This is a genomic window from Geobacillus sp. FSL K6-0789, from assembly GCF_038593135.1.
GTDB lineage: Bacteria > Bacillota > Bacilli > Bacillales > Anoxybacillaceae > Geobacillus > Geobacillus stearothermophilus.
This window is the reverse complement of record NZ_CP151966.1, coordinates 1,992,511-2,019,442: the sequence shown is the minus strand read 5'-3', so window position 1 is coordinate 2,019,442 and position 26,932 is coordinate 1,992,511. Positions and strand designations below refer to the sequence as shown.

General features: G+C 51.9%; 29 protein-coding genes and 1 pseudogene. 19 read left to right on the top strand and 11 right to left on the bottom strand.

From position 1 onward, the window contains the following. Window positions 1-95 precede the first annotated feature (95 nt). Window positions 96-1,505 carry an NADP-dependent phosphogluconate dehydrogenase gene (gene gndA / locus NSQ51_RS10655; RefSeq protein WP_033016466.1) on the top strand — a complete coding sequence of 470 codons (1,410 nt, stop codon included), beginning with the start codon at window positions 96-98 and terminating at the stop codon, window positions 1,503-1,505. A gap of 164 nt (window positions 1,506-1,669) precedes the next feature. Here gndA and NSQ51_RS10650 read toward each other — a convergent pair whose 3' ends face one another. The 4 genes from NSQ51_RS10650 to NSQ51_RS10635 form a co-directional block, all read right to left on the bottom strand. After that, window positions 1,670-3,595, bottom strand: coding sequence for an ABC transporter permease (locus tag NSQ51_RS10650; RefSeq protein ID WP_121650071.1), 1,926 nt, complete (start codon window positions 3,593-3,595; stop codon window positions 1,670-1,672). Beyond that, complete coding sequence (locus NSQ51_RS10645; RefSeq protein WP_015375338.1) at window positions 3,592-4,347, bottom strand: ABC transporter ATP-binding protein; 756 nt, start codon at window positions 4,345-4,347, stop codon at window positions 3,592-3,594. Before NSQ51_RS10645 ends, NSQ51_RS10650 begins: the two co-directional genes overlap by 4 nt. A 93-nt stretch (window positions 4,348-4,440) precedes the next feature. Then, a complete protein-coding gene (locus NSQ51_RS10640) occupies window positions 4,441-5,445 on the bottom strand; it encodes a sensor histidine kinase (protein WP_049624858.1) in 1,005 nt (334 codons plus the stop codon). Continuing rightward, complete coding sequence (locus tag NSQ51_RS10635; protein ID WP_015375336.1) at window positions 5,445-6,131, bottom strand: response regulator transcription factor; 687 nt, start codon at window positions 6,129-6,131, stop codon at window positions 5,445-5,447. The genes NSQ51_RS10640 and NSQ51_RS10635 overlap by 1 nt, the downstream gene beginning before the upstream one ends. A 196-nt stretch (window positions 6,132-6,327) precedes the next feature. On the opposite strand from NSQ51_RS10635, the gene NSQ51_RS10630 reads away from it, so the two are divergent. The 3 genes from NSQ51_RS10630 to NSQ51_RS10620 all read left to right on the top strand — a co-directional run bounded on the left by NSQ51_RS10630 (window position 6,328) and on the right by NSQ51_RS10620 (window position 9,030). Further along, on the top strand, window positions 6,328-6,888 hold the full coding sequence (locus tag NSQ51_RS10630) for a DUF6036 family nucleotidyltransferase (RefSeq protein ID WP_044745324.1): 561 nt from the start codon (window positions 6,328-6,330) through the stop codon (window positions 6,886-6,888). Between the two features lie 59 nt (window positions 6,889-6,947). Continuing rightward, entirely contained in the window at window positions 6,948-7,310 is a 363-nt protein-coding gene (locus tag NSQ51_RS10625; protein WP_049624859.1) for a hypothetical protein, read from the top strand. Between the two features lie 352 nt (window positions 7,311-7,662). Then, a complete protein-coding gene (locus tag NSQ51_RS10620) occupies window positions 7,663-9,030 on the top strand; it encodes a glycoside hydrolase family 1 protein (RefSeq protein WP_049624860.1) in 1,368 nt (455 codons plus the stop codon). Between the two features lie 107 nt (window positions 9,031-9,137). Here NSQ51_RS10620 and NSQ51_RS10615 read toward each other — a convergent pair whose 3' ends face one another. Both NSQ51_RS10615 and zwf read right to left on the bottom strand, forming a co-directional pair. After that, window positions 9,138-9,755: a cyclase family protein gene (locus tag NSQ51_RS10615; protein ID WP_033016473.1), complete on the bottom strand. Its 618-nt coding sequence runs from the start codon at window positions 9,753-9,755 to the stop codon at window positions 9,138-9,140. Between the two features lie 73 nt (window positions 9,756-9,828). Next, window positions 9,829-11,322 carry a glucose-6-phosphate dehydrogenase gene (gene zwf, locus NSQ51_RS10610; protein ID WP_049625498.1) on the bottom strand — a complete coding sequence of 498 codons (1,494 nt, stop codon included), beginning with the start codon at window positions 11,320-11,322 and terminating at the stop codon, window positions 9,829-9,831. 228 nt (window positions 11,323-11,550) lie between these two features. On the opposite strand from zwf, the gene rnz reads away from it, so the two are divergent. After that, window positions 11,551-12,474 carry a ribonuclease Z gene (gene rnz / locus NSQ51_RS10605; RefSeq protein ID WP_033016476.1) on the top strand — a complete coding sequence of 308 codons (924 nt, stop codon included), beginning with the start codon at window positions 11,551-11,553 and terminating at the stop codon, window positions 12,472-12,474. Here rnz and namA read toward each other — a convergent pair. Together namA and proI are read right to left on the bottom strand one after the other, a co-directional pair. Then, window positions 12,471-13,493 carry an NADPH dehydrogenase NamA gene (gene namA / locus NSQ51_RS10600; RefSeq protein ID WP_033016477.1) on the bottom strand — a complete coding sequence of 341 codons (1,023 nt, stop codon included), beginning with the start codon at window positions 13,491-13,493 and terminating at the stop codon, window positions 12,471-12,473. The two genes, rnz and namA, sit on opposite strands and share 4 nt — an antisense overlap. 139 nt (window positions 13,494-13,632) lie before the next feature. Further along, on the bottom strand, window positions 13,633-14,472 hold the full coding sequence (gene proI / locus NSQ51_RS10595; protein ID WP_049625499.1) for a pyrroline-5-carboxylate reductase ProI: 840 nt from the start codon (window positions 14,470-14,472) through the stop codon (window positions 13,633-13,635). A 509-nt stretch (window positions 14,473-14,981) separates the two neighbouring features. On the opposite strand from proI, the gene NSQ51_RS10590 reads away from it, so the two are divergent. Beyond that, window positions 14,982-15,953, top strand: a complete 972-nt coding sequence (locus NSQ51_RS10590) for an MBL fold metallo-hydrolase (protein WP_033016478.1) — start codon at window positions 14,982-14,984, stop codon at window positions 15,951-15,953. Next, the gene (locus NSQ51_RS10585; protein WP_121650070.1) at window positions 15,944-16,732 is read left to right on the top strand and encodes an SDR family oxidoreductase; all 789 of its coding nucleotides are present in this window, start codon (window positions 15,944-15,946) and stop codon (window positions 16,730-16,732) included. Before NSQ51_RS10590 ends, NSQ51_RS10585 begins: the two co-directional genes overlap by 10 nt. A gap of 126 nt (window positions 16,733-16,858) precedes the next feature. Here the strand turns inward: NSQ51_RS10585 and NSQ51_RS10580 are convergent, their stop codons facing one another. Both NSQ51_RS10580 and NSQ51_RS10575 read right to left on the bottom strand, forming a co-directional pair. Continuing rightward, on the bottom strand, window positions 16,859-17,056 hold the full coding sequence (locus NSQ51_RS10580; RefSeq protein WP_033016480.1) for a YqzH family protein: 198 nt from the start codon (window positions 17,054-17,056) through the stop codon (window positions 16,859-16,861). 15 nt (window positions 17,057-17,071) lie between these two features. Beyond that, window positions 17,072-17,286, bottom strand: a pseudogene (locus NSQ51_RS10575) (CDGSH iron-sulfur domain-containing protein). An 84-nt stretch (window positions 17,287-17,370) separates the two neighbouring features. Here NSQ51_RS10575 and NSQ51_RS10570 point away from each other — a divergent pair. The 5 genes from NSQ51_RS10570 (at window position 17,371) to NSQ51_RS10550 (ending at window position 20,099) form a co-directional block, all read left to right on the top strand. After that, window positions 17,371-17,715, top strand: coding sequence for an iron-sulfur cluster biosynthesis family protein (locus NSQ51_RS10570; protein ID WP_033016481.1), 345 nt, complete (start codon window positions 17,371-17,373; stop codon window positions 17,713-17,715). After that, on the top strand, window positions 17,705-17,944 hold the full coding sequence (locus NSQ51_RS10565) for a YqkC family protein (RefSeq protein ID WP_033009050.1): 240 nt from the start codon (window positions 17,705-17,707) through the stop codon (window positions 17,942-17,944). The genes NSQ51_RS10570 and NSQ51_RS10565 overlap by 11 nt, the downstream gene beginning before the upstream one ends. A gap of 268 nt (window positions 17,945-18,212) precedes the next feature. Then, on the top strand, window positions 18,213-18,437 hold the full coding sequence (locus tag NSQ51_RS10560; protein ID WP_033016482.1) for a DUF3886 domain-containing protein: 225 nt from the start codon (window positions 18,213-18,215) through the stop codon (window positions 18,435-18,437). 15 nt (window positions 18,438-18,452) lie between these two features. After that, complete coding sequence (locus NSQ51_RS10555; RefSeq protein WP_033016484.1) at window positions 18,453-18,806, top strand: hypothetical protein; 354 nt, start codon at window positions 18,453-18,455, stop codon at window positions 18,804-18,806. A gap of 45 nt (window positions 18,807-18,851) precedes the next feature. After that, window positions 18,852-20,099 carry a transposase gene (locus NSQ51_RS10550; protein WP_339239157.1) on the top strand — a complete coding sequence of 416 codons (1,248 nt, stop codon included), beginning with the start codon at window positions 18,852-18,854 and terminating at the stop codon, window positions 20,097-20,099. Window positions 20,100-20,163: 64 nt separating this feature from the next. Here the strand turns inward: NSQ51_RS10550 and NSQ51_RS10545 are convergent, their stop codons facing one another. Then, a complete protein-coding gene (locus NSQ51_RS10545; protein WP_033017162.1) occupies window positions 20,164-21,084 on the bottom strand; it encodes an aldo/keto reductase in 921 nt (306 codons plus the stop codon). Between the two features lie 118 nt (window positions 21,085-21,202). Between NSQ51_RS10545 and NSQ51_RS10540 the strand changes: the two genes are divergently transcribed. The 7 genes from NSQ51_RS10540 (at window position 21,203) to deoB (ending at window position 26,912) form a co-directional block, all read left to right on the top strand. Then, entirely contained in the window at window positions 21,203-21,766 is a 564-nt protein-coding gene (locus NSQ51_RS10540) for an NUDIX hydrolase (protein ID WP_049625005.1), read from the top strand. Next, window positions 21,756-22,946, top strand: coding sequence for an endonuclease Q family protein (locus tag NSQ51_RS10535; protein WP_049625004.1), 1,191 nt, complete (start codon window positions 21,756-21,758; stop codon window positions 22,944-22,946). Before NSQ51_RS10540 ends, NSQ51_RS10535 begins: the two co-directional genes overlap by 11 nt. A 219-nt stretch (window positions 22,947-23,165) precedes the next feature. After that, window positions 23,166-23,828: a stage II sporulation protein M gene (gene spoIIM, locus NSQ51_RS10530; protein ID WP_033017158.1), complete on the top strand. Its 663-nt coding sequence runs from the start codon at window positions 23,166-23,168 to the stop codon at window positions 23,826-23,828. A 97-nt stretch (window positions 23,829-23,925) separates the two neighbouring features. After that, a complete protein-coding gene (locus NSQ51_RS10525; RefSeq protein WP_033017157.1) occupies window positions 23,926-24,378 on the top strand; it encodes a Fur family transcriptional regulator in 453 nt (150 codons plus the stop codon). 99 nt (window positions 24,379-24,477) lie between these two features. Continuing rightward, on the top strand, window positions 24,478-24,690 hold the full coding sequence (locus NSQ51_RS10520) for a YqzK family protein (protein ID WP_033017156.1): 213 nt from the start codon (window positions 24,478-24,480) through the stop codon (window positions 24,688-24,690). A gap of 6 nt (window positions 24,691-24,696) precedes the next feature. Beyond that, window positions 24,697-25,593 carry a site-specific tyrosine recombinase XerD gene (xerD, locus tag NSQ51_RS10515; RefSeq protein ID WP_011231797.1) on the top strand — a complete coding sequence of 299 codons (897 nt, stop codon included), beginning with the start codon at window positions 24,697-24,699 and terminating at the stop codon, window positions 25,591-25,593. A 131-nt stretch (window positions 25,594-25,724) separates the two neighbouring features. After that, complete coding sequence (gene deoB / locus NSQ51_RS10510; RefSeq protein WP_183083998.1) at window positions 25,725-26,912, top strand: phosphopentomutase; 1,188 nt, start codon at window positions 25,725-25,727, stop codon at window positions 26,910-26,912. The last annotated feature ends 20 nt before the right edge of the window (window positions 26,913-26,932 follow it).

Here is a 26,932-nt window from a genome sequence, read left to right as displayed (position 1 = left end):
TCGTTCCTAAATCGGTTTAGAAAAACTTGCAGGCAAGCGCAAACGTATGGTATGTTGTTTGATGAACAAACAAAAACGGAAAGGGACGTTGGACAATGGCGAAACAGCAAATCGGCGTCATCGGACTGGCGGTCATGGGGAAAAACTTGGCGCTCAACATCGAAAGCAAAGGCTATTCAGTGGCGGTCTACAACCGTTCGCGCGAAAAAACGGACGAGTTTTTGCAAGAAGCGAAAGGAAAAAACATTGTCGGTACATACAGCATCGAAGAATTCGTCAACGCCTTGGAAAAACCGCGGAAAATTTTGCTGATGGTCAAAGCCGGAGCGCCGACGGACGCGACGATCGAACAGCTGAAGCCGCATTTGGAAAAAGGCGATATTGTAATTGACGGCGGCAATACGTATTTTAAAGATACGCAGCGCCGCAATAAAGAACTCGCTGAACTTGGCATCCACTTTATTGGCACGGGCGTCTCGGGCGGCGAGGAAGGGGCGCTGAAAGGCCCGTCGATTATGCCAGGGGGCCAAAAAGAAGCGCATGAGCTCGTGCGCCCGATTTTTGAAGCCATCGCCGCCAAAGTCGACGGCGAGCCGTGCACGACGTACATCGGTCCGGACGGCGCGGGGCATTATGTCAAAATGGTGCACAACGGCATCGAATACGGCGACATGCAGCTGATCGCTGAAGCGTACTTCCTGCTCAAACATGTGCTCGGCATGGATGCTGCAGAGCTGCACGAAGTGTTTGCCGACTGGAACAAAGGCGAATTGAACAGCTACTTGATTGAAATTACGGCCGACATTTTCACGAAAATCGATGAAGAAACAGGCAAGCCGCTTGTTGATGTCATTTTGGACAAAGCTGGGCAAAAAGGGACGGGCAAATGGACGAGCCAAAACGCCCTCGATTTGGGCGTGCCGCTGCCGATCATCACGGAATCGGTGTTCGCCCGTTTCCTCTCGGCGATGAAAGACGAGCGCGTGAAAGCAAGCAAAGTGCTGGCAGGCCCAGCGGTGAAGCCGTTTGAAGGCGACCGCGCCCACTTCATCGAAGCCGTGCGCCGCGCGCTTTATATGAGCAAAATTTGCTCGTACGCCCAAGGGTTTGCGCAAATGAAGGCGGCTTCTGAGGAATACAACTGGAACTTGCGCTACGGTGATATCGCCATGATCTTCCGCGGCGGCTGCATCATCCGCGCGCAATTTTTGCAAAAAATTAAAGAGGCGTATGACCGTGATCCAGCGCTTTCGAACTTGCTCTTGGATTCGTATTTCAAAGACATTGTCGAACGCTACCAAGACGCGCTCCGCGAAATCGTCGCCACCGCGGCGATGCGCGGCATTCCGGTGCCAGGATTCGCAAGCGCCCTCGCCTATTACGACAGCTACCGCACCGCGGTGCTCCCAGCCAACTTAATCCAAGCGCAGCGCGACTACTTCGGCGCCCACACGTACGAACGCGTTGACAAGGAAGGCATTTTCCATACGGAATGGTTGAAATAAGAAAAAAGCCCTTAGAGTCATTCACCACTCTAAGGGCTTTTCGTGTTCGATAAAGCTAAAATTCGTTCCGTCAACTGGAACTGCATCTTCAGAATGGGATGACCACTGATCGAGTGGGCGAACGTTGGAACGGTTTTGGTTCTTCCCTCACTCGCTGCATCGTTTTAAAGCGCCTCGCGAATTAGCTTTTTGTAATAACGAACGGACAACACGCCAAACAGCGAATAGCAGACCGTGTAAATCGCCATCACCGTCAACATCGGCGTCCACAGTTCGGTGCCGAAAAAGAACCAGCCGGAACGGACAGCGAAATAGCTATGGGACAATCCCAGCAACAACGGAATGCCAAAGTAGAACAGCTGTTTCCGCCGAATGCCCCCGAGCAAGTCTTTTTCGGTGAATCCCAGTTTGCGCAAAATGGTGTAATTCGGCCGCTCTTCTTCGCCGGCGCCCATTTGCTTGAAGTAAAGAATGCAGCCGGATGTGACCAAAAAGGCGAGTCCTAAAAAGGTGACGACAAACATGATCAATCCGAACGTTTGCTTTTGGTGGCGGCTCATCATCAGGCGCGAATCGGCGATGGAGGAAAACTCCATGCGTTGAAACAACTGATCAGCCCGTTCAATATTTGTTTCGTCAGTCAGATGAATTCCGATATGCACCTTTTTCTTTTGTGGATCGGTTTCTTTTTGCAAATGATCAAACATTGTTTGGTCGACGATGACAGTCGGCATGCCGTACGTGAAATGGTAGTTGACGTAATAGTCTTTTTTCATCCCAAGGTACTGAAGCGGGACCATGCAGCCGTTTACTTCTAAGCGAATCGTTCCCGTTTCTTTAAACGGCAAGAATTGACGGAGCATGTCCTGATATCCCGTCAGCAGTGCTTCATTAGGCTTGACATCGATGCGGCCTGTACTTGTGTCGCTGATCACCGATAGCGGCGCGGCGGACGGCTGAAACTGGAGCCGGCTTTGATCAGCGATGTCTAAAATCATCGAAATATCAGTCGGTGCTTCGATGACATCGATCATCGTTTCCCGATAGCGAATATCATGAGATCGCAGCGCCGCCGTAAAACGGGCGGCATCCTTTTTGTCCGTAAACGCGAAATCGGCGGCGACGTTGTTTTTGGCTGATTGCTCGGCTGAATAATAGGAAATATAGCTTAGTGAGATCAACCCGATCGCGATGGCCGACACGGTCGTGATGATCGTAAGCAGCAACGCGTTCGATTTCATGCGAAACATGAGCGACGATACCGATAGCACGTCGTTGATCGACAAATAGCCACCTTTTTGTTTTCGCCATAGGTGGAACAGAAAGCTGATCGTTCCTTTGAAAAATAAATAGGTGCCGATGATGACAGCGCCTAAAATGAACGCCATGGCCATGAATAATCCTTGAACGCTCTTCCAGTCGCTGCTAAACAATTTCGTCGATATACCATAGCCGCTGCCGATGAGGATGATCCCCACCATCCCTACGACCATGTTCCATACGGATACGTGTTTTGCTTCGGTTGTGGATGTAGTGCGGAACAAGGATAAAATCGTCTGTTTTTTGAGAAACAAGCGGTTCATCCCCATCATGAGAACATCAATCACGCTGAACACAATCAACGTTTGCACCAATGCTCGTCCAGAAAAGGAGAGAGATGCCGCTAGCGGAATATCGATGATTTTAAACAAAATCATCATCAACAGCTTGGAAGCGGCAAATCCCACCAATATGCCGATGATCAGTGTGCCGTAATAAAGAATGACGTTTTCGGCCGCCAGCATAAAAAAGATGTTTCGTTTCGTCATGCCGATCAACTGCAAAAGAGCGATCTCATGGCTCCGACGCTTGATAAACAGGGCGTTGGCGTACAAAAGAAAGACGGCGACAATCACGATAAGAAGCACCGCGCCTGTGCGGACGGCCGCCGCGCCTTTCACTCCCCCTTTGATGGCATCAAGCGATGGATCGTACTGCAATGTCACGAACGCGAAATACAAGGCGGAAGCAAACATCAAGGCAAACACGTACAAATAATAATGTTGGATGTTTTGTTTCAAGTTGCGGAACAGGAGTTGCTTCATGCTCATGGCCGAACACCGCCCAGCACGCCTTGCGTTTGCATAATGGCTTGGAAAAATTGCTGCCGCGTTTCCGTTCCTTTATACAGTTGCGTATACAATTGTCCGTCTTTGATAAAAACGACACGGCCTGAGAAACTGGCGGCGACCGGATCGTGGGTGACCATGATGATTGTCGTCTTCCGTTTTTTATTAAGTTGTTGCAGCTTGTGCAATAAATCGGAAGCCGATTTTGAATCGAGTGCGCCCGTCGGCTCATCGGCAAAAATGATGCTCGGTTCATGGATGAACGCCCGCGCCGCCGCAGCGCGCTGTTTTTGCCCACCAGAAATTTCGCTCGGATAGTGGTTTTGGATGTCAGTGATGCCAAGTTCAGCCGCCAATTCTGCAAATTTCTTTTCCGCTTCTCGCTTGGGCGTTTTCGTAATCGATAAAGGCAAAAGGACGTTCTCCTTCACCGTCAGCGTGTCAAGCAAATGATACTCTTGAAAGATGAATCCGACATGGCGTTTGCGAAATTCTGCCAGCTCTCGGTCTTTCATGGCGACGACGTTGTTTCCTTCGATGAAAATAGCGCCCTCGCTCACCCGGTCGATTGAGGAAAGAACGTTGAGGAGCGTCGTTTTCCCTGATCCAGAAGGCCCCATGATCGCGAGAAATTCCCCCTTCTCCACACGCAGATCGATGCCTTTGAGCACTTCTTGTAGGTTCTTTTTCGTTCCGTACGTTTTGTAGATGTTGGTTGCTTCCAATATGACCATCTCGTTTTCCCTCCTTCGTTTCTATCATAAGCAATGGGGTTGGTTTTTTCCTGCGTTTGGCCGAACAAAACGAAACCGCGTGTGACAAAATCGTCACATGCGGTGCGTGCGGATGATGTCATTTTCTTGTGGAAATAGGATCGTAAATGTCGTTCCGCGTCCGGGCGTGGATTCGACATGAAAGTCAAGAAGAAGCGGTTTGGCGGCTTTTTTCGCCAAATACAGCCCCATCCCCGTCGCCGCTTCATTTTGGTGTTCGGTGGTGGAGGTGAATCCTTTCTCGAAAATGCGCGGCAAGTCCTTTGGATCAATGCCCAAGCCGAAATCTTGAATTTGCAAGCGGGCATGGCCGTTTTTCATAAAGCTTTTCACGACAATGTCAGATGACTCGCTGTATTTCACCGCATTCGTGATGATTTGCCGGATGATAAAAGAAAGCCATTTGGCATCGCTTAGGACGGAGCGGACGTCCAATTGAAGGTCAAAGCCGATGCCTTTTTGCATACACCACGATTGCAGCGGTTTAATCTCATTGATGAGAAGCGGCTCAAGCTCGACTTGTTCGATATATAAGTCGTTTTCCATGTGTGGAAGCCGTCGTTGATGAAGTTGCTGATCAAGAAGCAGATGAATGCGCAGCCACTCGTACAAGAGTTGCGCTTTCGTGTTTTCGTCCCCGACCCGTTCGATGATGAGCCGCATGGCCGTCAGCGGCGTTTTCATTTCGTGAATCCATGACAACAGTTCATCTTTCTCTTGTTCCAACGTGGCGAGGTGTTCTTTCAGCTCCTGTTTCCATTGGTCCGTTTGGCTGGCGAGGACGCGTTCGACGATCTTCTCCAGTGGGCTTGCCGCCCGCAGGGCAGAGACGGGATCGAGGCCGCGCTCCCACTCTTGCAAACGTTGATAAAATGCCGTTTCTTTTTTCCAACGGATGATGACAAAGACAACAAAGATGATAGTCGTTAAAAAGACGATGTAAAGGATGGAGGAGAGCGGAATCGTCGGATCCAGATAAGCGACAAACAGGATGAACAGCTCCAGAAAGAGAAAGAGGGCCATCCAGCTTTTTCGTTCCCACAAATAGTCTTTGATCATCAGTGGCTCCCTTCTTCCGTAGCCATATAGCCTTGCCCAATTTTCGTTTCAATGAAGCGGCCCAAACCGAGTTCGTCGAGTTTTTTCCGCAGGCGGTTGACGTTGACGGTCAGCGTGTTGTCGCTGACAAACCGTTCGTCTTCCCATAGCCGTTTGATCAGCTCCGTCCGAGCAACGATCTGGTTTTTCTTGGCCAATAAATGTTTCAAAATCAACAGCTCGTTTTTCGTCAGCTCCACTGTTCCGTGTTCATTTGAGACTGTGCTTTTTTCATAGTCGACCGTTGCCCCGCACCATGTTTGCAGCTGAACGGGTCCGGCATTGTAGTTGTACACGCGGCGGAGCAGCGCTTGGATTTTGGCGATCAGCACATCGAAATGAAACGGCTTTTGGATGTAATCATCAGCTCCAAGCTGCATCGACATGACCATATCAGTCGGGTGGTCGCGCGATGATAAAAACAAAATCGGGACGTTCGAATGAGCACGAATCTGGCGGCACCAGTGGAACCCGTCAAATTTCGGCAGCTGGATGTCGATGATCACCAAGTGCGGCTTGCAAGCAGAAAACTCTTCCATCACACGACCGAAATCGCGGATGCCGCAAACGTCGTACGACCATTGTTCCAAACGTGCTTTGATTTCTTGAAACAACGTCACATCATCTTCAATGAGCAAAATGTTCAACGTCGTGTCCCCCTACCCTTTTCCGCTGGATACGGCGTATTGTTCCGTTTTCCATTATACCTGTTTTTTGGTTGTTTAGGGAGAAGGGGGACGATGAGATGGAAGCGATGATGCGGAAATCAAAATTGAAAGTATATAAAACAATGAGTTATTATGGATTCAAAGAATGAATGGAAAATAGAGGTGGAATTTAGCGATGGGCTACTCATCTGAGGAAATGGGAACCAGGGACGCCATTTTAGATAAATTCTATACATTGGACTATCTCTGTTGCAAACAAGGAATTGTCGCTGAAATCGTTGTTTTAGGGGGAGCGGCGCTTTTATTACTTATGGAGCAAATGGGAGAACAGTTTCGTCCTACAAGGGATATCGATGTTAATCTTATCAGCACCAACAATATGCAAGCCTTATTAAGGCAGTTAGAAAAAATAAATGTCGATGTGGTTGGAGGAATTATGGAAGTTCCCCCATCGGAAGATTTGCGGAATAAGGAATCACTTTTTGAGTTGGATTTGGATTTTTCGGCTATTCGTGTCTATGTTCCAACTATCGAATTGCTTGCCTGTTGCAAAATTTTTTCCACTCGTGAAAAAGATTTAATTGATTTAAAAGAGACACCGATATTAGAAAAATGTGATACAGAAAAGTTGCTGGAAATGGTAGCGGAATATAGAGAATATTTGCTGAATCCCTCAAATCGAGATTTGAATTTGTATGAACTAGATAACATTTTGAAGGAAAAAGGCATATTATAGAGAGAATGTGATAAAATATTAGGTAAAAATTAAGTTGTGAAGGAAAGGGGGCAACTATCATGAATAACAGGACAGGAGAGGGACCCGTAGTGTCTTTTCCGGAATTTCTCGAAGAGCTACGTCAAGAGTTACGTTTTCAGCAAAATGGGGGAACTAGTTATCGAAAACAAACGGCACAATTATCATTACAAGTTGCTCAGAAAGCAGGATGTATAGATCCGTTTTTTAACAGAGAAAGTGCCAAGCGGACAGTTTCTCAATTGCTTCCTGATCTCGATCTTTTTCGTATCGAAGACGTTGCTAAGATGTTGAATGTCATTGCAAGGGAACTCCATATGAATGCTACTCTTTCCGATGAAGTTAGAGATTATATACACCAAAAACGTCAACATCGCAAGCCTTTCTTAAATAAAGCAAAGTAGAAAAAAGAACGGTGTTTTCTTGGCTTTAAATTAAGTTGCAATAAGGAATTTACTTTCGCATTTCTCGTTTCTGCCTTTGCGACAATTCTCTACAATACGTGGCTGAGAAGTGTAAAACACAATTTCAAATAGTTATAGGAGCACTACTCATTTTGTCATGCAGGTAAAGGGATGTCCTAAAAGGGGAGCATCCCTATTTTATCACCTGCCATGTTTTGACCGATCTTGCCCCTTTTCCTGGCTTGTTCTGAAAAAAGCAACTATGTCATAATGAAAATAACGCCTGAAAGTCAACGTGCTATGTTTTCGAATCAGCGAATCATTGTCCGTTCGCACATAGGAGGGATTTGCCGTGCCATCACAACGAAAATCGATCATCCCCGACGGCTTTTTATGGGGTGGGGCGGTGACGTCGTTCCAGACGGAAGGGGCGTGGAACGAAGGCGGCAAAGGGCTGTCGATCGTGGATGCGCGCCCGATTCCAAAAGGGCATTCCGATTGGAAAGTGGCGGTCGATTTTTACCATCGCTACAAAGAAGACATCGCGTTGTTCAAGGAGCTCGGCTTTACCGCCTACCGGACGAGCATCGCTTGGACGCGCATTTTTCCGGACGGGGAAGGGGAGCCGAATGAAGCGGGCTTGGCGTTTTATGACGCTGTGTTTGATGAATTGAGGGCGAACGGCATCGAGCCGGTCATTACGCTGTACCATTTTGATTTGCCGCTGGCTTTGGCGAGAAAATACAACGGCTTCGCATCAAGGAAAGTCGTCGACTTGTTTGAGCGGTACGCGCGCACCGTATTTGCGCGTTACCGCGGGAAAGTGAACTATTGGCTGACGTTCAACGAACAAAATTTAGTGCTCGAACAGCCGTATTTATGGGGGGCGATCTGCCCGGAAGACGAAGACCCGGAAGCGTTTGCCTACCGCGTCTGTCATAACGTGTTCATCGCCCACGCGAAAGCCGTGAAGGCGCTGCGCGAAATCGCTCCCGAGGCGAAGATCGGCGGGATGGTGACGTATTTGACGACGTATCCGGCGACATGCCGGCCGGAAGACGCTTTGGCGAACGTGCAGGCGAAAGAGCTGTTCATTGATTTCTTCTTTGATGTGTTCGCCCGCGGCGCCTATCCGCGTTATGTGACCAACCGGCTTGAGAAAAAAGGAATCTGCCTGCCGCTCGAAGCGGGGGATGAGGAGTTGCTCCGTTCGCAGACGGTCGACTTTTTGTCGTTCAGCTACTATCAAAGCCAAATCGTCCGCCATCAGGAACAGGATGAGCGGATCATCAAAGGGCTTGAACCGAACCCGCACTTGCCAAAGACGAAATGGGGCTGGGCGATCGATCCGATCGGGTTGCGGATTGCCTTAAAAGACGTGTACGCCCGCTATCAGATGCCGATTTTCATCACCGAAAACGGGATCGGATTGGAAGAGGAGCTGAATGAGAACGGTACGGTCGAAGATGATGAGCGGATCGACTATTTGCGCCGTCATATCGAACAAATGAAGATGGCCATGGAAGAAGGCGTCGAGGTGATCGGCTATTTGATGTGGGGGGCGACGGATCTATTAAGCTCGCAAGGGGAGATGCGCAAGCGCTACGGCGTCATTTTCGTCAACCGCGACGACGAGAACTTGCGCGATTTGAAGCGCTATAAGAAAAAAAGTTTTTATTGGTTCCAGCGCGTCATTCGCACGAACGGGGAAGAGATGTAAACAGAGGCGGGGAAGCCCCCGCCATTTTACCAGTCTTTAGGGCGGCCATGGCGAATATTCAATTTGACATGATCAAACAGCCGGTCCCATCAAGGGGCCGGCTGTTTTTACGGCTCGCGGTCAAACAGCAAGACGCGCGCCGGGGCGGCGTCGGTGCCGACGAGTTTGAGCGGGGCGGCGACCATGAAATAGCGGCCTTCGGGGACGTCTTTCAGCCGCAGCCCTTCGATGATGATGACGCCGGCCGAAAAGAGCGTTTTATGGGTCGGATGGCCTTCTTGCGCTCGCTCAATGCCAAGGGCGTCGATGCCGACGCCGCGGATTTGTTTGTCGGCCAAATAACGAGCCGCGTCTTCGGCGACGAAAATAAACTCAAAGTTAAATGCATCATCAAAGGAGTTTTTCGTTTTAAACAGAACGAAGTCCCCTTCTTGAATGTCAAGATGCGCGATGTCGTCTTTCGTGATCCGGTCGTTGACATCGGTTAAATCGAACAGCTTGCACGGGCCGACGAGGTCGTCCAATGGAATCGTTTCAAACGTCGCTCCGCCTTCGACCATATGAAGAGGGGCGTCAATGTGCGTGCCGGTGTGCACGTCCATGTCAATGCGCGATTCGGTCACATAGCCGTTGGTGACGGTGGTGCGCTTCGGTTGTTTTTCCGGTTTGTTTTTATATACGGGCATGCCCTCGTAAATCGGGGCCGTGACGTCATACACCTTCATCGTTCATTCGCTCCTTTGCATGAGAGATAACGCTCGCTTGTCCAAAAGGGCGGCGGGCGCAAACGATTCGCGGTTATGGCCGCGGATGCTCGATCGGCCACCAGTGGAAGCCGTCTTTTTTGAGCAGCTCGCCCGCGGCCGCCGGGCCCATGGAGCCAGCCGCATAGTTCGGAAAGTCGGAAGCTTTTGTGTTCGCCCACACCTCAGAAATTGGGTCGACAAACTGCCATGACGCTGCTACCTCATCCCAATGGGTGAAGTTTGTCGCGTCGCCGCGCATGCAGTCGTACAGCAGCTTTTCGTACGCTTCCGGCGTGTTGATCCCATCGATGCAGTTGTTGCAATAGTCGAGTTGAAATGGAGCTGTTATGGTCGTCGATTCCCCGGTTTTTTTGCCGTTTAAATGAAGGGTGATCCCTTCGTCCGGCTGGATGTGGATGACGAGCAAGTTCGGGGCGATCGTCTCATTCGTCCGGTAATACAAGTTCATCGGTACATCTTTAAATTGGACGACGATTTTCGTCGATTTTTCCGCCATCCGTTTGCCGGTGCGAATGTAAAACGGCACGCCAGCCCAACGGAAGTTGTCGATCAGGAGTTTTCCAGCGACGAACGTTTCCGTGTTCGAGTCCGGATCGACGTTCGGCTCCTCGCGATACGCCGGCACGTGTTTGCCGTGGATCACCCCGCGCCCGTATTGGCCGCGCACGAAATAGCGGTCGACTTCATCGTGCGCAATCGGGCGCAAGGCGCGCAACACTTTCACTTTTTCATGGCGGATGTCATCGGTCGTTAATTTGATCGGCGGTTCCATCGCCAACAGAGCGACCATTTGCAGCATATGGTTTTGCACCATGTCGCGCAACGCCCCGGAATGGTCGTAGTAGCGGCCGCGGTCTTCGACGCCGAGCGTTTCGCTCAATGTGATTTGAATGTTGGCGATGAACCGGTTGTTCCAAAGCGGCTCGAAAATGGCGTTTGAAAAGCGGATGACCTCGATGTTTTGCACCATTTCTTTGCCGAGGTAATGGTCGATCCGGTAGATTTCCCGCTCGGAAAAGACGCGGCGAATCTCGTCATTCAGCTTCTCGGCGCTCGCCAAGTCATGCCCGAACGGCTTTTCGATGACGAGCCGCTTAAAGCCGTGCGTTTCCGTCAATCCTTCCGACTGCAAGCGGGAAGTAACGGTGCCGAAAAATTCCGGCGCCATCGCCAAATAAAAGATGCGGTTGCCTTCGGTCTTGTATGTGCCGTCGAGCTGTTCGAGGAGCGACTTTAAGCGCTGATACGACTCGGCTTCCGTCACGTCGAACGGATGGTAATAGAAATGGGAGGTGAATCGGCCGTCGGCGAGCTTTTGGTGAAACGCCGTTTCGACCGAGTCGCGCACATAGTTCCGGAACTCGTCGGCCGACAACGGGCGGCGCGCGACGCCGACGACAGCGAATTGCTCGTTCAAATGCCCTTTTTCATACAGGCGGTAAAGGGACGGAAACAGTTTCCGTTTCGCCAAATCTCCCGTCGCTCCGAAAATGACGATGATCGATTTCGGATTCATGTTGTCCACCGTATGTACCTCGCTTTAACCAAATTTGTCTCTTCAATGAAACCATTGTAGAGGTTTGCCGGTCGGAACGCAAACACTTTGTTGCTTTCCGGCGGGAAAGCGTTTATGTTCATGAAAGAGCCGGGCGCCAACCCGGCGTTTTTGAGCGCAAAAGAAAGTTGAAAAGCCGTTTTGACATTGGTACGCTAACAACAGGCCATATTGAGCGAGAAAAAGGAGTGAAGCGCGTTGGAACTGTTGTTTTTAGGCACGGGTGCCGGCGTGCCGGCCAAAGAGCGCAACGTATCGTCCGTCGCCCTGCAGCTGCTTGGTGAACGCGGGGCGACATGGCTGTTTGACTGCGGCGAAGCGACGCAGCATCAAATTTTGCATACCGCCATTCGCCCGCGCCGCATCGAGCATATTTTTATTACGCACTTGCATGGCGACCATTTGTTTGGATTGCCTGGACTGCTAGGCAGCCGTTCGTTTCAAAGCGGCGAGACGCCGCTTACGGTCTTCGGCCCAAAAGGCATTCGCGCGTTTGTCGAAACGGCCCTTGCCGTCAGCGGGACAAAGCTCCGCTATGAACTGAACATTGCGGAGATCGATGAGGGCGTCATTTTTGACGATGAACGGTTTTCCGTCATCGCCAAACGGCTCGATCACGGCATGCCGTCATACGGTTTCCGCGTCGTTGAAAAAGATTTGCCCGGCCCGCTCTTGGTCGAGCGATTGCAAGCACTCGGCGTCCGCCCCGGCCCGATTTATCAAGAAATTAAGCAAGGAAAAACGGTCGTGCTGGATGACGGCACGGTCATCGACGGGCGCGAATTTGTCGGGCCGCCGCAAAAGGGGAGAATCGTCGCCGTGTTGGGCGACACCCGTTTTTGCGAAGCGGCGATTGAACTCGCCCGCGATGCCGATGTCGTCGTCCACGAGGCGACGTTTGCCGCGGCGGAACAGCGGCTGGCCCATGACTATTTCCATTCCACGACCACAGACGCAGCCGAGGTGGCGAGGCGGGCCGGGGCGAAGCGGCTTATTTTGACCCATATCAGCTCTCGCTACCAAGGTGAGGCGGCGCTGCAGCTCGTCGCCGAGGCGCGCAGCGTGTTTCCGAACACCGAGCTCGCCGTTGATTTCGCCTCGTTTTCGATCCCGCGCGGTTAAAACCGCCAGCCGCGCTCATATTGGACGGGCGCCGAGATTTTTGCGCCCAGCTCTCTCGCCGCGGCGTATGGCCAATACGGGTTGCGCAGCAGCTCGCGCCCCAAAAAGACGAGATCGGCGCGGCCGTTTTGCAAAATTTCTTCCGCTTGCCAGCCGGACGTAATGAGGCCGACAGCGCCGGTCGGGATGTCTGCTTCACGGCGGATCAGTTCGGCAAATGGCACTTGGTAGCCGGGATAGACGTTCATGCGCGCCGGAACAATAGCGCCGGAGCTGACATCGACGAGGTCGACTCCTTGTTCTTTCATCCGCTTGGCGTATGGGACATAGTCTTTGGCCGTCAGCCCGTCCGGATGGTAGTCGGACGCCGAGATGCGGACAAAAAGCGGTCCGTCCCACACCTCGCGGACAGCGTCGATCACCTCGCCTAAGAAACGGTAACGGTTTTCCGGAGAGCCGCCGTACTCGTCTTGGCGCCGGTTGGAGAGCGGCGATAAAAATTCGTTAATGAGGTAGCCGTGGGCGGCATGGATTTCAATGACGTCAAAGCCGGCTTCCTTCGCGCGCCGTGCGCCGTTTTGGAACGCTTGCACCGTTTCTTCAATGTCGGCTTTCGTCATTTCTTTTGGCGTCGGCGACGAATCATCAAACGGGACGGCTGACGGAGCGATGATCTCTCCCGGCACTTGCGATTTTCTCCCCGCATGGGCAAGCTGGATGCCGATGGCCGCCCCATGCTCTTTCACAAGCCCAACGAGTTCGCGAAGCCCGGCGATATGGTCATCGCTCCAAATGCCTAAGTCGCGTTCAGAAATGCGACCTTGCGGCGTCACGCCGGTCGCTTCAACGATAATCAAGCCGACTTGGCCGACAGCGCGAGCCGGGTAGTGGATTTTATGCCACGTGCGTACGGCGCCGTCTTTCGTGTCGCACGAATACATGCACATCGGCGACATGACAATTCGGTTTTTCAGCGTCAGCCCGCGGATTGTATACGGCGAAAACAATACCGTGTTCATGACAAGCAGCTCCTTTCTAGGCCGATGAGTGGTTCATGACTGATGATAGCACGCTGCTTATCAAAAACAAAATAAAACGGATTGTCGCCGTGTTCGGGCTAGGCGGGAAAAGGAGCGGCGCGCTCCGGAGGTCCGCTCTTTACGCTTCGGCGATGGCAGAGAGAAGAGCGCTGCCGAGCTCTTCGGAGCGGGCCGTCGCCCGGCGGATGCAGGCGATGACCGCTTCTTGGAACCGGTATTGCTCAAGCACGCCAATGCCGGCTTCGGTCGTGCCGCCTGGGCTCGTGACTTCACGGCGCAGGACGGATGGGTGCTTGTCGGACGCTTTTAGCATCTCGGCTGCGCCGATGATCGTTTGCAAAATGAGCCGTTTGGCGACATCTCGCTCAAGGCCGATGTCGGCCGCCGCTTTTTCCATCGCTTCGACCAAGTAATACACATACGCCGGACCGCTCCCGGACAGGCCGGTGACCGCATGCAAGTCGCGCTCCGGCACAACAGCGACGATGCCGACCGTTTCAAACAGCTGTTTGGCGACCTCAAGATGTTCTTTCGCGGCGAAGCGGCCGCCGGCGATGGCGGTCGCTGATAAGCCGACGGCGGCGGATGTGTTTGGCATGGCGCGCACGACAGGGATGTTGCGTCCAGCGAGCCGTTCGATCGTCTCGGTCGTGATGCCCGCGAGCAGTGAAAGAATGAGCTGATGGGCGCGGAGGGTCGGTGCGATGGCGTTCATCGCTTCGACGACGTCTTTCGGCTTCATCGCCAAAATGACGATATCCGCTTGTTTGACGGCTTCTTGCGCGCAACCTGCCGTGCAAACACCGTATTGGCGCGCCAGCTCCTCAAGCCGAGCGCGGTTTTGTCGGTTGGCGACGACAATGTGCGCCGGATGGCAAAACGCTTTCGTCATGCCGGCGATGAGCGATTCCGCCATCGAGCCGGCGCCGATGAGCGCGATCGATCGTTCGTTGTTCATCATTCCACTCCTCCTTGCCTTGGTGTATCCATCCAAAAGAGAAAGGTTTCCCGTCCTGCAAAAGGACGGAAAACCTTCGTTTCCGCGGTACCACCTTTTTTGGCCCGATTTGGCCCAAGCGCCAAACAGGCCCGACTCTGCCCCGATAACGCCGGGGAGGCGTTTAGGTTGGCCTAACAGCTCCTAGGGTAGGTTCAACCGCAAAGAGGGCCGCAAAGCCTTCCAGCCGCGGGCTTCGCTCTCTGGTGCCGTTTGCGGTTTACTGGCCCTGTTCATCGCCGGTTTGCCGTATCCGTGATGTTATTAGTCATTATGCCGCGGGACAGGCGCTGTTGTCAAGAGAGGAGAGCGAATTTTTTTGCAATTTCGTCGTGCGGAAGAAAAAGGCATGACAAATGGATGAAATCGATGTAAACTGTAAAATAAAATATAATGAATAACTATTCATTTTGACTGATGAAACGGTTCGAACGGGATGGTTCATGAACTTGAGGAAAGAAGGGAATGCAATGAACGAGGAACGAGTGTATCGGATCACAGTGCCGACGCCGTTTCCGGTCGGCGATGTGCATATGTACGTGATCGCCGGCGATCGGTTGACGCTGGTCGATGCCGGAGTGAAAACAGAGGAAGCATGGCAGCTGTTTGTGAAGCAGCTTGGCGAGGTCGGTTATGCGCCAGAGGATATTGAACAAATCGTCATTACTCACCATCATCCGGATCATGTCGGCTTGCTTGATTATGTTCCGCATGCGCCGATCATCGGCCATCCGAAAGCGGATCCGTTTTTGCGCCGCGAACGTTCGTTTATGGAGCGGTACGTCCAATTTTTTCAGGAATTTTTTACGGAATGCGGCGTCGACCGCCGTTTGTTCAGTCAGCTGTCCAAAGAAGGCGGATCGCTTCGCTACGCAAGCCGGCGCGGGCTTGACATCATGGTGACGGAAGGGGACGCGGTGCCGGGGATGCCCGGGTGGCAGGTCATCGAAACGCCGGGGCATGCGCAAAGCCATATCGCCCTCTACCGCGAGGCGGACGGATTGCTGATCGGCGGCGATCATTTGCTTGTTCATATTTCCCCGAATCCAATGATGGAGCCGCCGGCGGAAGGGGAGACGGGACGGCCGAAACCGTTGTTGCAGTACAACGAGTCGCTGCAAAAAATGCTGCAATACGATATCGTTCGCTCGCTAAACGGCCATGGCGACGATGCGACCGATATTCCGGCGCTCGTTCGAGAGCGGCTGGGTAAGCAGCGCCAGCGCGCCGAGCGGGTGCTCGAAATGGTGAAAGAACGCCCGCATACGGTGTTTGACGTTTGTCAAAAGCTGTTCCCGACCGCTTACGAACGCCAGCTCATGCTGACGATGTCAGAGACGATCGGCCAGCTTGATTATCTCGAGGCGAACGGGTATGTGACGAAAAAGCAGGAAGCCGGCCGATACGTCTACGAAGCGGCGGGGGTGTCGGTGTGCGGCTGAAGGGGCGCCATGTCGTCATTACCGGAGCGTCGGGAGGAATTGGCGAGCAAATCGCCTATGAAGCGGCGCGCCAAGGGGCGGTGCCGGTGCTCTTGGCGCGCAGTGAAGAAAGGCTGAAAGAAGCGAGCGCGCGGATCGAAGCGCAAACCGGTATTCGCGCCCCGTATGCATCGCTTGATGTCAGCGACCGCGGCATGATCGAGGCGGTTGTTTCCCAGCTCATTGCGGATCTTGGCGCGATCGATGTGTTGGTCAACAACGCCGGGTTTGGTGTCTTTCGCTATGTCGAGGACATCGACTTGGATGAAATGGAGAGGATGTTTGCCGTCAACGTCTTCGGCCTCATCGCCTGTACGAAGGCGGTGTATTCGCATATGAAAGAGAGAGGAAGCGGTCATATTATCAACATTGCGTCGCAAGCCGGCAAAATCGCGACGCCGAAGTCGAGCGTCTATTCCGCGACGAAACATGCCGTCATCGGCTTTACTGACAGCCTTCGCCTCGAGGCGGGGCGCTTTGGCATTTTTGTCACGGCCGTCAATCCGGGGCCGGTGGAGACGAACTTTTTTTCAACCGCTGATGAATCGGGAGAGTATGTGCGCAACGTGTCGCGTTGGATGCTGCGCCCGGAGACGGTGGCGAAGCGTGTGGTCGACGTGATGATGACGCCGACGCGCGAAGTGAACATGCCGCGTTGGATGGATCTCGGCAGCCGGCTGTATCGCCTTGCGCCGAGTTTGGTGGAAAAGGTGGCGAAAGGGGCGTTTTTCCAAAAGTAAGCGAGGGTGTCCCAAATATAAGGGGCACCCTTTCTGATCATCGTCTAGACGCGCGAAACGCCTTTCCTCTTCTTGAAGAAAGATGGCCTTTGGGGCCAACCCCGTGTTCGTTTGACACGAGCCGGGTCAAGCGCTGGTGATGAACCGGTAGACGGCGTCATGGACAAGTTCATACATGTCCGCGTTTGGCTGCCTCTCTTTGGCGGCGGCAATGCGGGCGCAAAGCTCGCGCCAGTCGTCTTCGCCAAGCGGCATCATGTCATCATCATAGCCATAATGCCGCAGGCAGTTGCGCACTTGTTTTTGCAGCCATCGTTCGTCCATCGGCTTCTCACCGCCTTATTGTTTATCCGTTTCCGGCAAAGGGGCGCGGACGACCGATTGGAATCGGCCTTTATGTGAACCGTCGCAAAACGGTTTATTGTTCGACAGCCCACAACGGCAGAAAACGTTTATTTCGTCACAAACGGCTTTCCTTCTCCATCGAGCAGTTCCACATCGCCGGTGACGCGCAGCGAACCGTTGTCATTCACTTTGATTTGCACGTTTGCCATCGCTTGTTCCTTCTTTGCTTTGACAGTTTCGCGTGTTGGCAGGTAAAATGAAAAAGAAAATCAATAAGGAAAAAGGAGTCAAGCATGAGTGTATCGATCACGTTTACGGATGCAGCCAAGCGAGCGCTTGCCTCTATTGTAGCGCAATCCGAGCGGCAGTTAAAGCTGGCGTTTGACACGGACGGCTGCGGCTGTTTGGTCGACGGCGTTCCGGTGCTATGGCTTGTCGACAAGGCCGATGACGATGATTTGGCCGTCGAGACGAATTTCGTGCCGGTGCTCGTGGAACGGTCGCGCCTTATCTTTTTTGATGAAGCGATGACGATTGACGTCAAGCCGGGAACAACCGTTTTTCAGCTCAAAAGCCTAGGGCAAACGTTGAATGGTCATATGCCGCTTGTTGAGGTGAAATCCGGCGATGAACGGTAAGTTAGAGCAGCTCGCAAAGACGGCGAAGCAAAAAACATGGGTGTCGTTCACCCATGAAAACGATCCGTACAGCTTGCTTCATTGGTCGGTCGCCGGCCCGTATCATGAGGCGAAAGACGTCTGGCTGCTGCAAAACGAAATGACGTTTGAAACGAAAGAGTTTCCGACGCTGGAGGCGGCCATTGCTTGGCTTGGTGAGCATATGCCGCACATCACCGAAGTGTTGTAAAGGGGACGCCCTGAAAGCCGGTTTGGGCTGCAGGGCGCCCCTTTTGATAAAAGCTGCATCGTCCATGTTGCGGTTATTGAGGACTGTTTTGCCGCTTGGTCGGGTGGATTGCTTTTTCCAATTCTTCTTTTGCGATCACCGGCTTGACCGTATCAGCGGACGGTTTCCCTTTTTGGGCGCGGTTTTTCGCCATCCATCATCTCTCCTTTTCTTTGTCGTGTAGTTGTATCGTTTGACAAATGAACGATTGTTATGCAAGGGGGCGGACATGATGAAGAAAATCGGGCGAAAAAAAGAGCAAGGGACGGAGGCTTTGACGATCGCCGACCGGCTTGGCGCCGCGGTGGAAGCGAAGCTGCTTGAGAAAAAGCGCGCACTTGCCGAGGAAGAAGCGCGGAGGCGAGCGGCAGAGGAAGCGCGCCGCCGTGAGGAACAGAAATCGTTTGCCGAGCTGCTTGAGGAAAGCGAGCTAGACTGGCGGAAATTTAAGTAGCGGAGGGGATGGACGATGAAATCGAATGCGGCAGCGACGCGCCCCTCTTCTTTTCCATTCTGGACGGCCGGAGCAGTCGTCGCGTTGGCCGTCAATTTGCGCGCGCCGCTTACGACGGTCGGCCCGCTCGTCACAAATGAGCGGCCGCACGTACCGAACGAGAGCCCGTATGCGGCCGTCAACGGCCGCCGGGCTCTCGATTTGTTTGCATTTTTTGGCTCGATCTATTTTTCAGCAAGGCATGTCGGCTTTCTTTCCGCTCCTTTGGTTTTTATCTTAATTAGGCGAGAAGACTCCCACTTTAACGAAGCGAAGCGGAGTAAGTGGGAGATGAATCGCCTTAACTATATTTTGCTGAAAATAGGATAGATTCAGTAAAATATAGTATCATATAGTTAGATGAGAGGTGAAAAAATGTATTTTTGTATCAAACAACAGCTAAATGGTTTGACCAAAGAAGAATACTTGACTCTTCGAGAACTGTGCCATATTGCCAAGAACATGTACAACGTCGGATTGTACAATGTCAGACAATACTATTTTGAACACAAGGAATTTCTTAATTATGAGAAAAACTATCATCTTGCAAAAACTAACGAAAACTATAAGCTGTTAAACAGCAACATGGCACAGCAAATTTTAAAAAAGGTCAATGAAGCCTTTAAATCTTTCTTTGGTTTGATCAGTCTTGCCAAACAAGGAAAATATGACCACAAGGCTATCAGTATTCCAAAATATCTTAAAAAAGATGGCTTTCATTCACTGATCATTGGCCAGATTCGTATAGACGGCAACAAATTCACGATACCGTATTCTCGCCTATTTAAAAAGACTCACAAGCCTATCACGATAACGATTCCGCCTGTGTTACTGGACAAAAAGATTAAGCAGATTGAAATCATTCCTAAGCATCATGCCAGGTTCTTTGAGATTCAGTACAAATATGAAATGCCTGAAGATCAAAGAGAATTAAACGACCAAAAAGCACTGGCAATTGATTTAGGATTAAACAATGTTGCCACTTGTGTCACATCAGACGGCAGATCATTCATCATTGATGGGCGGAGATTAAAAAGTATAAATCAATGGTTTAACAAAGAAAATGCCAGACTTCAAAGCATAAAAGATAAGCAAAAAATCAAAGGCACCACTCGTAAACAGGCTTTGCTTGCTATGAATCGCAATAATAAAGTGAATGATTATATCAACAAGACTTGCCGTTACATCATTAACTACTGTATTGAAAATCAAATTGGCAAACTTGTCATTGGCTATGCGGAAACATGGCAACGCAATATGAATCTAGGAAAAAAGACAAATCAAAACTTTGTCAATATTCCTCTCGGTAACATAAAAGAAAAACTAGAATATCTTTGTGAATTTTACGGCATTGAATTCTTGAAACAGGAAGAATCCTATACGTCTCAAGCCAGCTTTTTTGACGGCGATGAGATTCCTGAATATAATGCCGACAATCCAAAAGAATATAAGTTCAGCGGCAAACGTATTAAGCGCGGCTTGTATCGAACAAAGTCTGGCAAACTAATGAATGCTGATGTCAATGGCGCATTAAACATCTTAAAGAAAAGTAAAGCTGTAGACCTGAGTGTCTTATGCTCTAGCGGCGAAGTGGACACGCCTCAAAGAATAAGGATTGCTTGAAGCAGTCAAACTTCTTTGGAAGCCCCCACTTCAAATTTTCGCTAGAAAATTAAGTGGGGGTAGTTCACCGATGCACGTCGTACACCGAGCGTTTTGTCGTTTGTTTCAGCCATTCGTATTCGTCGGCATCAAGCGGCGGGGCGGAAGCGGCGGCGATGTTTTCTTCAAGCTGCCGAAGCCGGCTTGCGCCCGGAATGACGGCGGCAACGACCGGGTCATACAGGCAAAATTGCAGCGCGGTCGCGGTCAATGAACGGCGCCCGGCCGTTTTTTCCTTCAGCTTCGGGATGAGCGCCTGCAGTTCTTTGTAGGAATAATCGAGGTATCCGTGTTCTTTCACCGCGCTGCTCGCTTGTTCAAGCGAGCGGCTCGTGAGCAAGCCTCTAGCGACCGGACCGCGGGCGATCACGCTGATGTGATGTTCGCGAAGAAGCGGGAACCATTCTTCCGGCCGCCGGTCAAGCAAGCTGTATTGCATCATGACGCTGACGATGTTCGAGCGCTTCACATATTCGCGAATGACGTTTGGGCGGATCGAGGAGATGCCGTACCAACGGATGACGCCTTCTTGCTTCAGCTCTTCGAACGCTTCAATCGTCTCATCGATCGGGTCGTCGATCGTGCCGCCGTGGAGCTGGTATAAGTCAATGTAGTCCGTTTGCAGGCGGCGCAGGCTCTCTTTGACCGCTTGTTTGATATAGGCTTTTGACGGATCCCAGTCCCAGCCGCTTCCGTCTCGGCGCCAACGGTTGCCGACTTTTGTCGCGATGATGACTTGGTCGCGTTTTCCTTTCACCGCTTTGCCGACAAATTCCTCGTTTAAGCCGCGGTCGTATAAATCGGCTGTATCCAAGTAGTTGATGCCGCGCTCCAATGCTTCATGGATGAGATAGATGGCATGGTTTTCATCAGTGCCGAGCGACATGCAGCCGAGTCCAATTTCGCTGACGTATAAGTCTGATGTGCCGATGCGGCGTTTGTTCATCTTTTGCGCCCCCTTTCGCGATCGATGATGATATGTTCATTGTACAACGAAAGCGAAAAAATGGCCAAACATGTAGTACAATGGAAAAGAGTCCATCAATCGATAGGGGAGAAGAAGAATGGAGAAGTTGTATGAAAAAACCGTCCACAAAGAGAAATTGTTCAGCGGCCGCATCATTGACTTGTATATCGAGGAAGTCGAGCTGCCAAATGGGAAAACGAGCCGGCGCGAGGTGATCAAACATCCGGGGGCGGTGGCGGTGCTGCCGCTGTTGCCGGACGGGAAAATCGTTCTTGTCCGCCAGTACCGAAAAGCGCTGGAGCGCGCATTAGTCGAGATTCCGGCGGGCAAGCTAGAACATGGGGAAGAGCCGCTCGCTTCCGCACACCGCGAGCTCGAAGAAGAAACCGGCTACCGCGCCCATTCGATGCGCCATCTCATTTCCTTTTATACATCCCCAGGGTTTGCCGATGAACTCATCCATTTGTATGTCGCCGAGGGGCTGGAAAAAGCGGAGGACGGCGCCGGTTTGGATGAAGATGAGTTTGTCGAGCTGTTGGAAGTGACATTGGAGGAGGCGCTTGAGATGCTTCAACAACGCGACATTTACGATGCGAAAACGGCATACGCCTTGCAATATTTGCAGCTGCGCCGCGCGCTAGGGGAGCAAAATGCCGAATAAAAAAAACGAGCGCGGCCTCGGCTGTTATTATGCTGATTTACATATTCACATCGGCCGCACCGCCTCGGGCCGCCCGGTGAAAATTACTGGGGCGCGGACGTTGACGCTTGAGAACATCTTGCATGAGGCGGCTGAGGTGAAAGGGATCGACCTCGTCGGCGTCATTGACAGCCATGTGCCCGAAGTGCTGGACGAGCTCGAGCGGGCAATGGAGAAGCACGGTTGGCGCGAACATGAGGGGGGCGGCGTCAGCGCTGGGAAAGTGACGCTTTTGTTAGGCAGTGAAATCGAAGTATATGACGACCATTGCCATGGACCGATCCACGTGCTCGTTTTTTTGCCGACTGTGCAGACGATGCGCACGTTTTCCGGCTGGCTTGGCAAACGGGTAAAGAACATGTCGCTCAGTTCACAGCGCGTTTACGCCTCCGGCCGCGAGCTGCAAGCTGCCGCGAAAGAGCAGGGCGGCTGGTTCATTCCCGCGCACGCGTTCACCCCGTTTAAAAGCTTGTACGGAAAAGGGGTCAAGCACAGCCTGACAGAAGTGTTTGACCCGGATTGGATTGATGCCATTGAACTTGGGTTAAGCGCCGACACGGCGATGGCGGACCAGATCGCCGAATTGCATCGCTACCCGTACTTGACGAATTCCGATGCCCATTCGCTGCGGAAAATCGCCCGCGAATATGAAGAAGTGCGGCTCGCCGCCCCGACGTTTGCTGAATTGGAAAAAGCGCTGCGCGGTGAAGACGGGCGCGCGATTGTCGCCAACTACGGTTTAAATCCCAAACTCGGAAAATATCACCAGACGGTGTGCGAGCGCTGCCTTGCGCCGGTTGTACCGGACGTCGACCGCTGTGCGGCATGCGGCCATCATCGCTTCGTGAAAGGCGTGTTTGACCGGCTTGCGGAGCTGAAAACGGCGGAACGCGGGCCGAAACGGCCGCCGTACATTTATCAAGTGCCGCTTGAATTCATCCCCGGCCTTGGTTCAAAAGCGTATGAAAAGCTGCTCGCCCGTTTTGGCACGGAAATGAGCGTTCTTCATGAGGCGGCGGAGGAAGAGATCGCGGAGACGGTGGGAGAAAAGTTGGCCCAACTGATCGTCCTTGCCCGCAGCGGTGCGCTCCATATCGAGGCCGGGGGCGGTGGGAGATACGGGAAAGTGTGGGAGGGGTAACCACTCGGGCAGCGCTCCTGCCGTTCATCATCATGCCGTGCGTGCTGCTTGGCCCAGCCATGCGCCAATGGACCGAGGCGGCGTGCCGCCCGTGGAGTTGGTCACACGTCGGTGTTGAGCTGCTTTTTTATTCCATCACCAGCCTTTTAGAAAAACAGTCATACCGAAAGCGGATGGACATACAATCTACTAAGAGACAAAGTAGGAGGACGAAGCACAATGAGAACCCATCCGCTGAAATCGGCTATCGCTGTTCATTGGCGTGAACATGCTTCGCTGTACGTGTTTGTCATCGTCCTGTTTCTCATGGGCGTCATTTTCGGCGCCATTGTCGTCAACAGCCTCGGCTTCAGCCAAAAGCAAGATTTGTATTATTACTTGGCGCAATTTTTTGGACAAGTATCAAAAGACAACGTGGCAAGCGCCCACGACATGTTCCGTCAAAGCTACATGCATAACGTCAAATATATGGTCCTCATGTGGGTGCTCGGCATTTCCGTCATCGGACTGCCGGTCATTTTGGTTTTACTGTTTTTAAAAGGCATTGTCGTCGGCTTCACCGTCGGCTTTTTAGTCAATCAAATGGGCTGGAAAGGGTTTTTATTGTCATTTGTTTCGGTGATGCCGCAAAATTTGCTTGTTATTCCGCTCATGATCGTGATGGGCGTGATGTCGATATCGTTTTCCTTGCGGATGGTGCGCAATCAGTTTATGAAACGGCCGCACGAGCCAGTGTTCCCGATGGTGATGCGCTATGCCGCGGCGATGGCCGCGGCCGCCTTCGGGCTGCTTGTCTCTTCGGCGGTGGAAGCGTACCTTTCGCCGGTCTTGATGAAACAGGTGGTGAAATGGGTCGCTAATTTAATAATAATTATTATGTAGTAATCATTTTTGTTTTTTTGTGATAGTAATTATACTTTGAACCTTCCTGCGCACATTTGTTATAATGGGAGGTGAATGGCGAGGGAGGAATGAAAACATGGAAGATCGTGTGGAACGAATTAAGAAGCAGCTGCACTCAGCCGGCTATAAACTGACGCCACAGCGGGAAGCGACAGTAAGAGTCCTGCTTGAACATGAAGAAGACCATTTAAGCGCGGAAGACGTCTACCTCCTCGTGAAAGAAAAATCCCCAGAGATCGGACTGGCGACCGTATATCGGACGCTCGAGCTGCTCACCGAGTTGAAAATTGTCGATAAAATCAATTTCGGGGACGGGGTGTCGCGCTATGACCTCCGCAAGGAAGGAGCGGCCCATTTTCATCACCACCTCATCTGCTTAGAATGCGGGTCGGTGGCGGAAATTCAAGAAGATTTGCTTGAGAATGTCGAAGCGATTGTTGAGGAGAAGTGGAAATTTAAAATTAAAGACCATCGTTTGACGTTCCACGGCATTTGTCACCGTTGCCAGCAAAAGCATGAAGAAAAATAAAACCTTTTCCAACGGGAAAGGTTTTTTGCGTATAAACAACGAAACAAATGGCATATCCTCATACTACCAAGCTGACAAGCAACTGATAGGGAGGATGCCATGAAAACCGTTTGGCAAATGGTGAAAGTGTTTCTTTTATTTACGGGATGCACCATTTTATTTTATTATAGTCTTGTATGGTTTAACCGCGAGTACGAGTATTACCACCGATACGATGAGCCGAAGGGATCGGCGGTCAAAGTATCGGCGGCGGAGAGTGCGCCGCCAAGTTGGCTCGACCGGCTGATATTTTTTTATCGCGACGGGGAGTAGAGAGCGTTGGAATACGAGTTGAAAGATTTTCTGCATTATTTGACGGTGGAGCGGAATTTGGCGCACAATACGATCGTTTCGTATGAACGCGATTTGAAAAAATACGTCCGCTATTTGCGTCAAGTCGAGCAGCTTCAGGCGTGGGGCGAAGTGGAGCGCCTCCATATTCTCCATTTTTTAAAGTTTTTAAGCGAACAAGGGCAATCGGCGCGGACGATCGCCCGCCATTTGGCGTCGATCCGTTCGTTTCATCAGTTTTTGCTAAGGGAGAAAATCGCGGCGCAAGACCCGACCGTCCATATCGAAACGCCGCAGTTTGAACGGACGCTGCCGAAAGTGCTGTCGGTCGAGGAAGTCGAGGCGCTGCTTGCAGCGCCGCAAGTGAGCACACCGTTTGGGTTGCGCGACAAGGCGATGCTGGAGCTGTTGTATGCGACCGGCATGCGCGTCAGTGAGCTTGTGCAGCTCAACTTAAGCGACGTGCATTTGACGATGGGGTTTGTCCGCTGCTATGGAAAAGGGCGGAAAGAGCGGATCGTGCCGATCGGGCGCATGGCGATTGAAGCGCTTGCCCACTATTTGGAGCGAGGGCGCCCGCAGCTTGTCAATCCGCGACGACGGGCAACGGAGGCGCTGTTTTTGAACCATTATGGCCAGCGGTTGACACGGCAAGGGTTTTGGAAAATTTTAAAGCGGCTCGCGAAAGAAGCCGGCATCGAAAAAGAATTGACGCCGCATACGCTTCGGCATTCGTTTGCGACGCATCTGCTTGAGAACGGAGCCGATTTGCGCGCTGTGCAAGAGTTGCTTGGGCATGCCGACATTTCGACGACGCAAATGTATACGCATGTTACGAAAACGCGCCTAAAAGACGTGTACAAACAGTACCACCCGCGCGCCTAGCAGCTGCCGTATGCTAGGCGCTTGCCTGTCGTTTTAGTTGTCAGACTTCTGACCAATTGGCCATAGGCGTGTTTTCGCGAAAATACGGGAACGATAGAAAGAGACTCCATTTTTCATTGCAGGCAGGGGGAATGAATGTGAAAACGACATACCAGCGTGTTTTTTTGATTGTGATGGATTCAGTCGGCATCGGTGAGGCGCCAGATGCCGAGAAATACAACGACAAAGGAGCGGATACGCTCGGCCATATCGCTGAGTATCGCGGCGGCCTCTATATGCCGAACATGGCGAAGCTCGGCCTAAGCCATATTCGTGAGATCAAAGGGGTGCCGAAAGTCGAGCGACCGCTCGCGTACTATACAAAAATGAAGGAAGCATCGGCTGGAAAAGATACGATGACAGGCCATTGGGAGCTGATGGGCCTTCGCATCGACAAGCCGTTCCGCGTCTTTCCGAACGGGTTCCCAGATGAATTGATCGCTGAGCTCGAGCGGCGCACCGGCCGGAACGTGATCGGCAACAAACCGGCGAGCGGAACAGCGATCATCGAAGAGCTTGGCGAAGAGCATATGAAAACAGGGGCAATCATCGTCTATACATCAGCCGACTCCGTCTTGCAAATCGCCGCCCATGAACAAGTTGTGCCGCTTGATGAATTGTACCGCATTTGCGAAATCGCTCGTGAATTGACGCGCGACGAGCCGTATATGGTCGGGCGCGTCATTGCCCGACCGTTCATCGGCAAACCCGGCCATTTTGAGCGAACCGCCAACCGGCACGACTATGCGCTTAAGCCGTTTGGCAAAACGGTGATGAATGAATTGAAAGACGCCGGTTATGAAGTGATTGCCATCGGGAAGATCGCCGATATTTACGACAATGAAGGAGTTACCCAGTCGTTGCGAACGACATCCAATATGGACGGAATGGATAAGCTCGTCGACACGCTCGGCATGGACTTTACCGGGTTGAGTTTCGTCAATCTCGTCGATTTTGACGCTAAATACGGCCATCGCCGCGACCCAAAAGGTTACGGCGATGCGCTCGAAGAGTTTGACGCCCGGCTTGCCGATGTGTTGCCGCGCTTGACAGCGGACGACTTGCTTATCATCACCGCTGACCATGGCAACGACCCGATTCACCATGGAACTGACCATACGCGCGAATATGTGCCGCTTCTTGTGTACAGCCCGCGATTTCGCGGCGGCAAGCCGCTCCCAGTCCGCGAGACGTTTGCCGATGTCGGCGCAACGATTGCGGATAACTTCCAAGTCAACCGGCCGCCGTACGGAACAAGCTTTTTGGCTGATTTGGCCTAACTTCATAAAGAACGATGAGG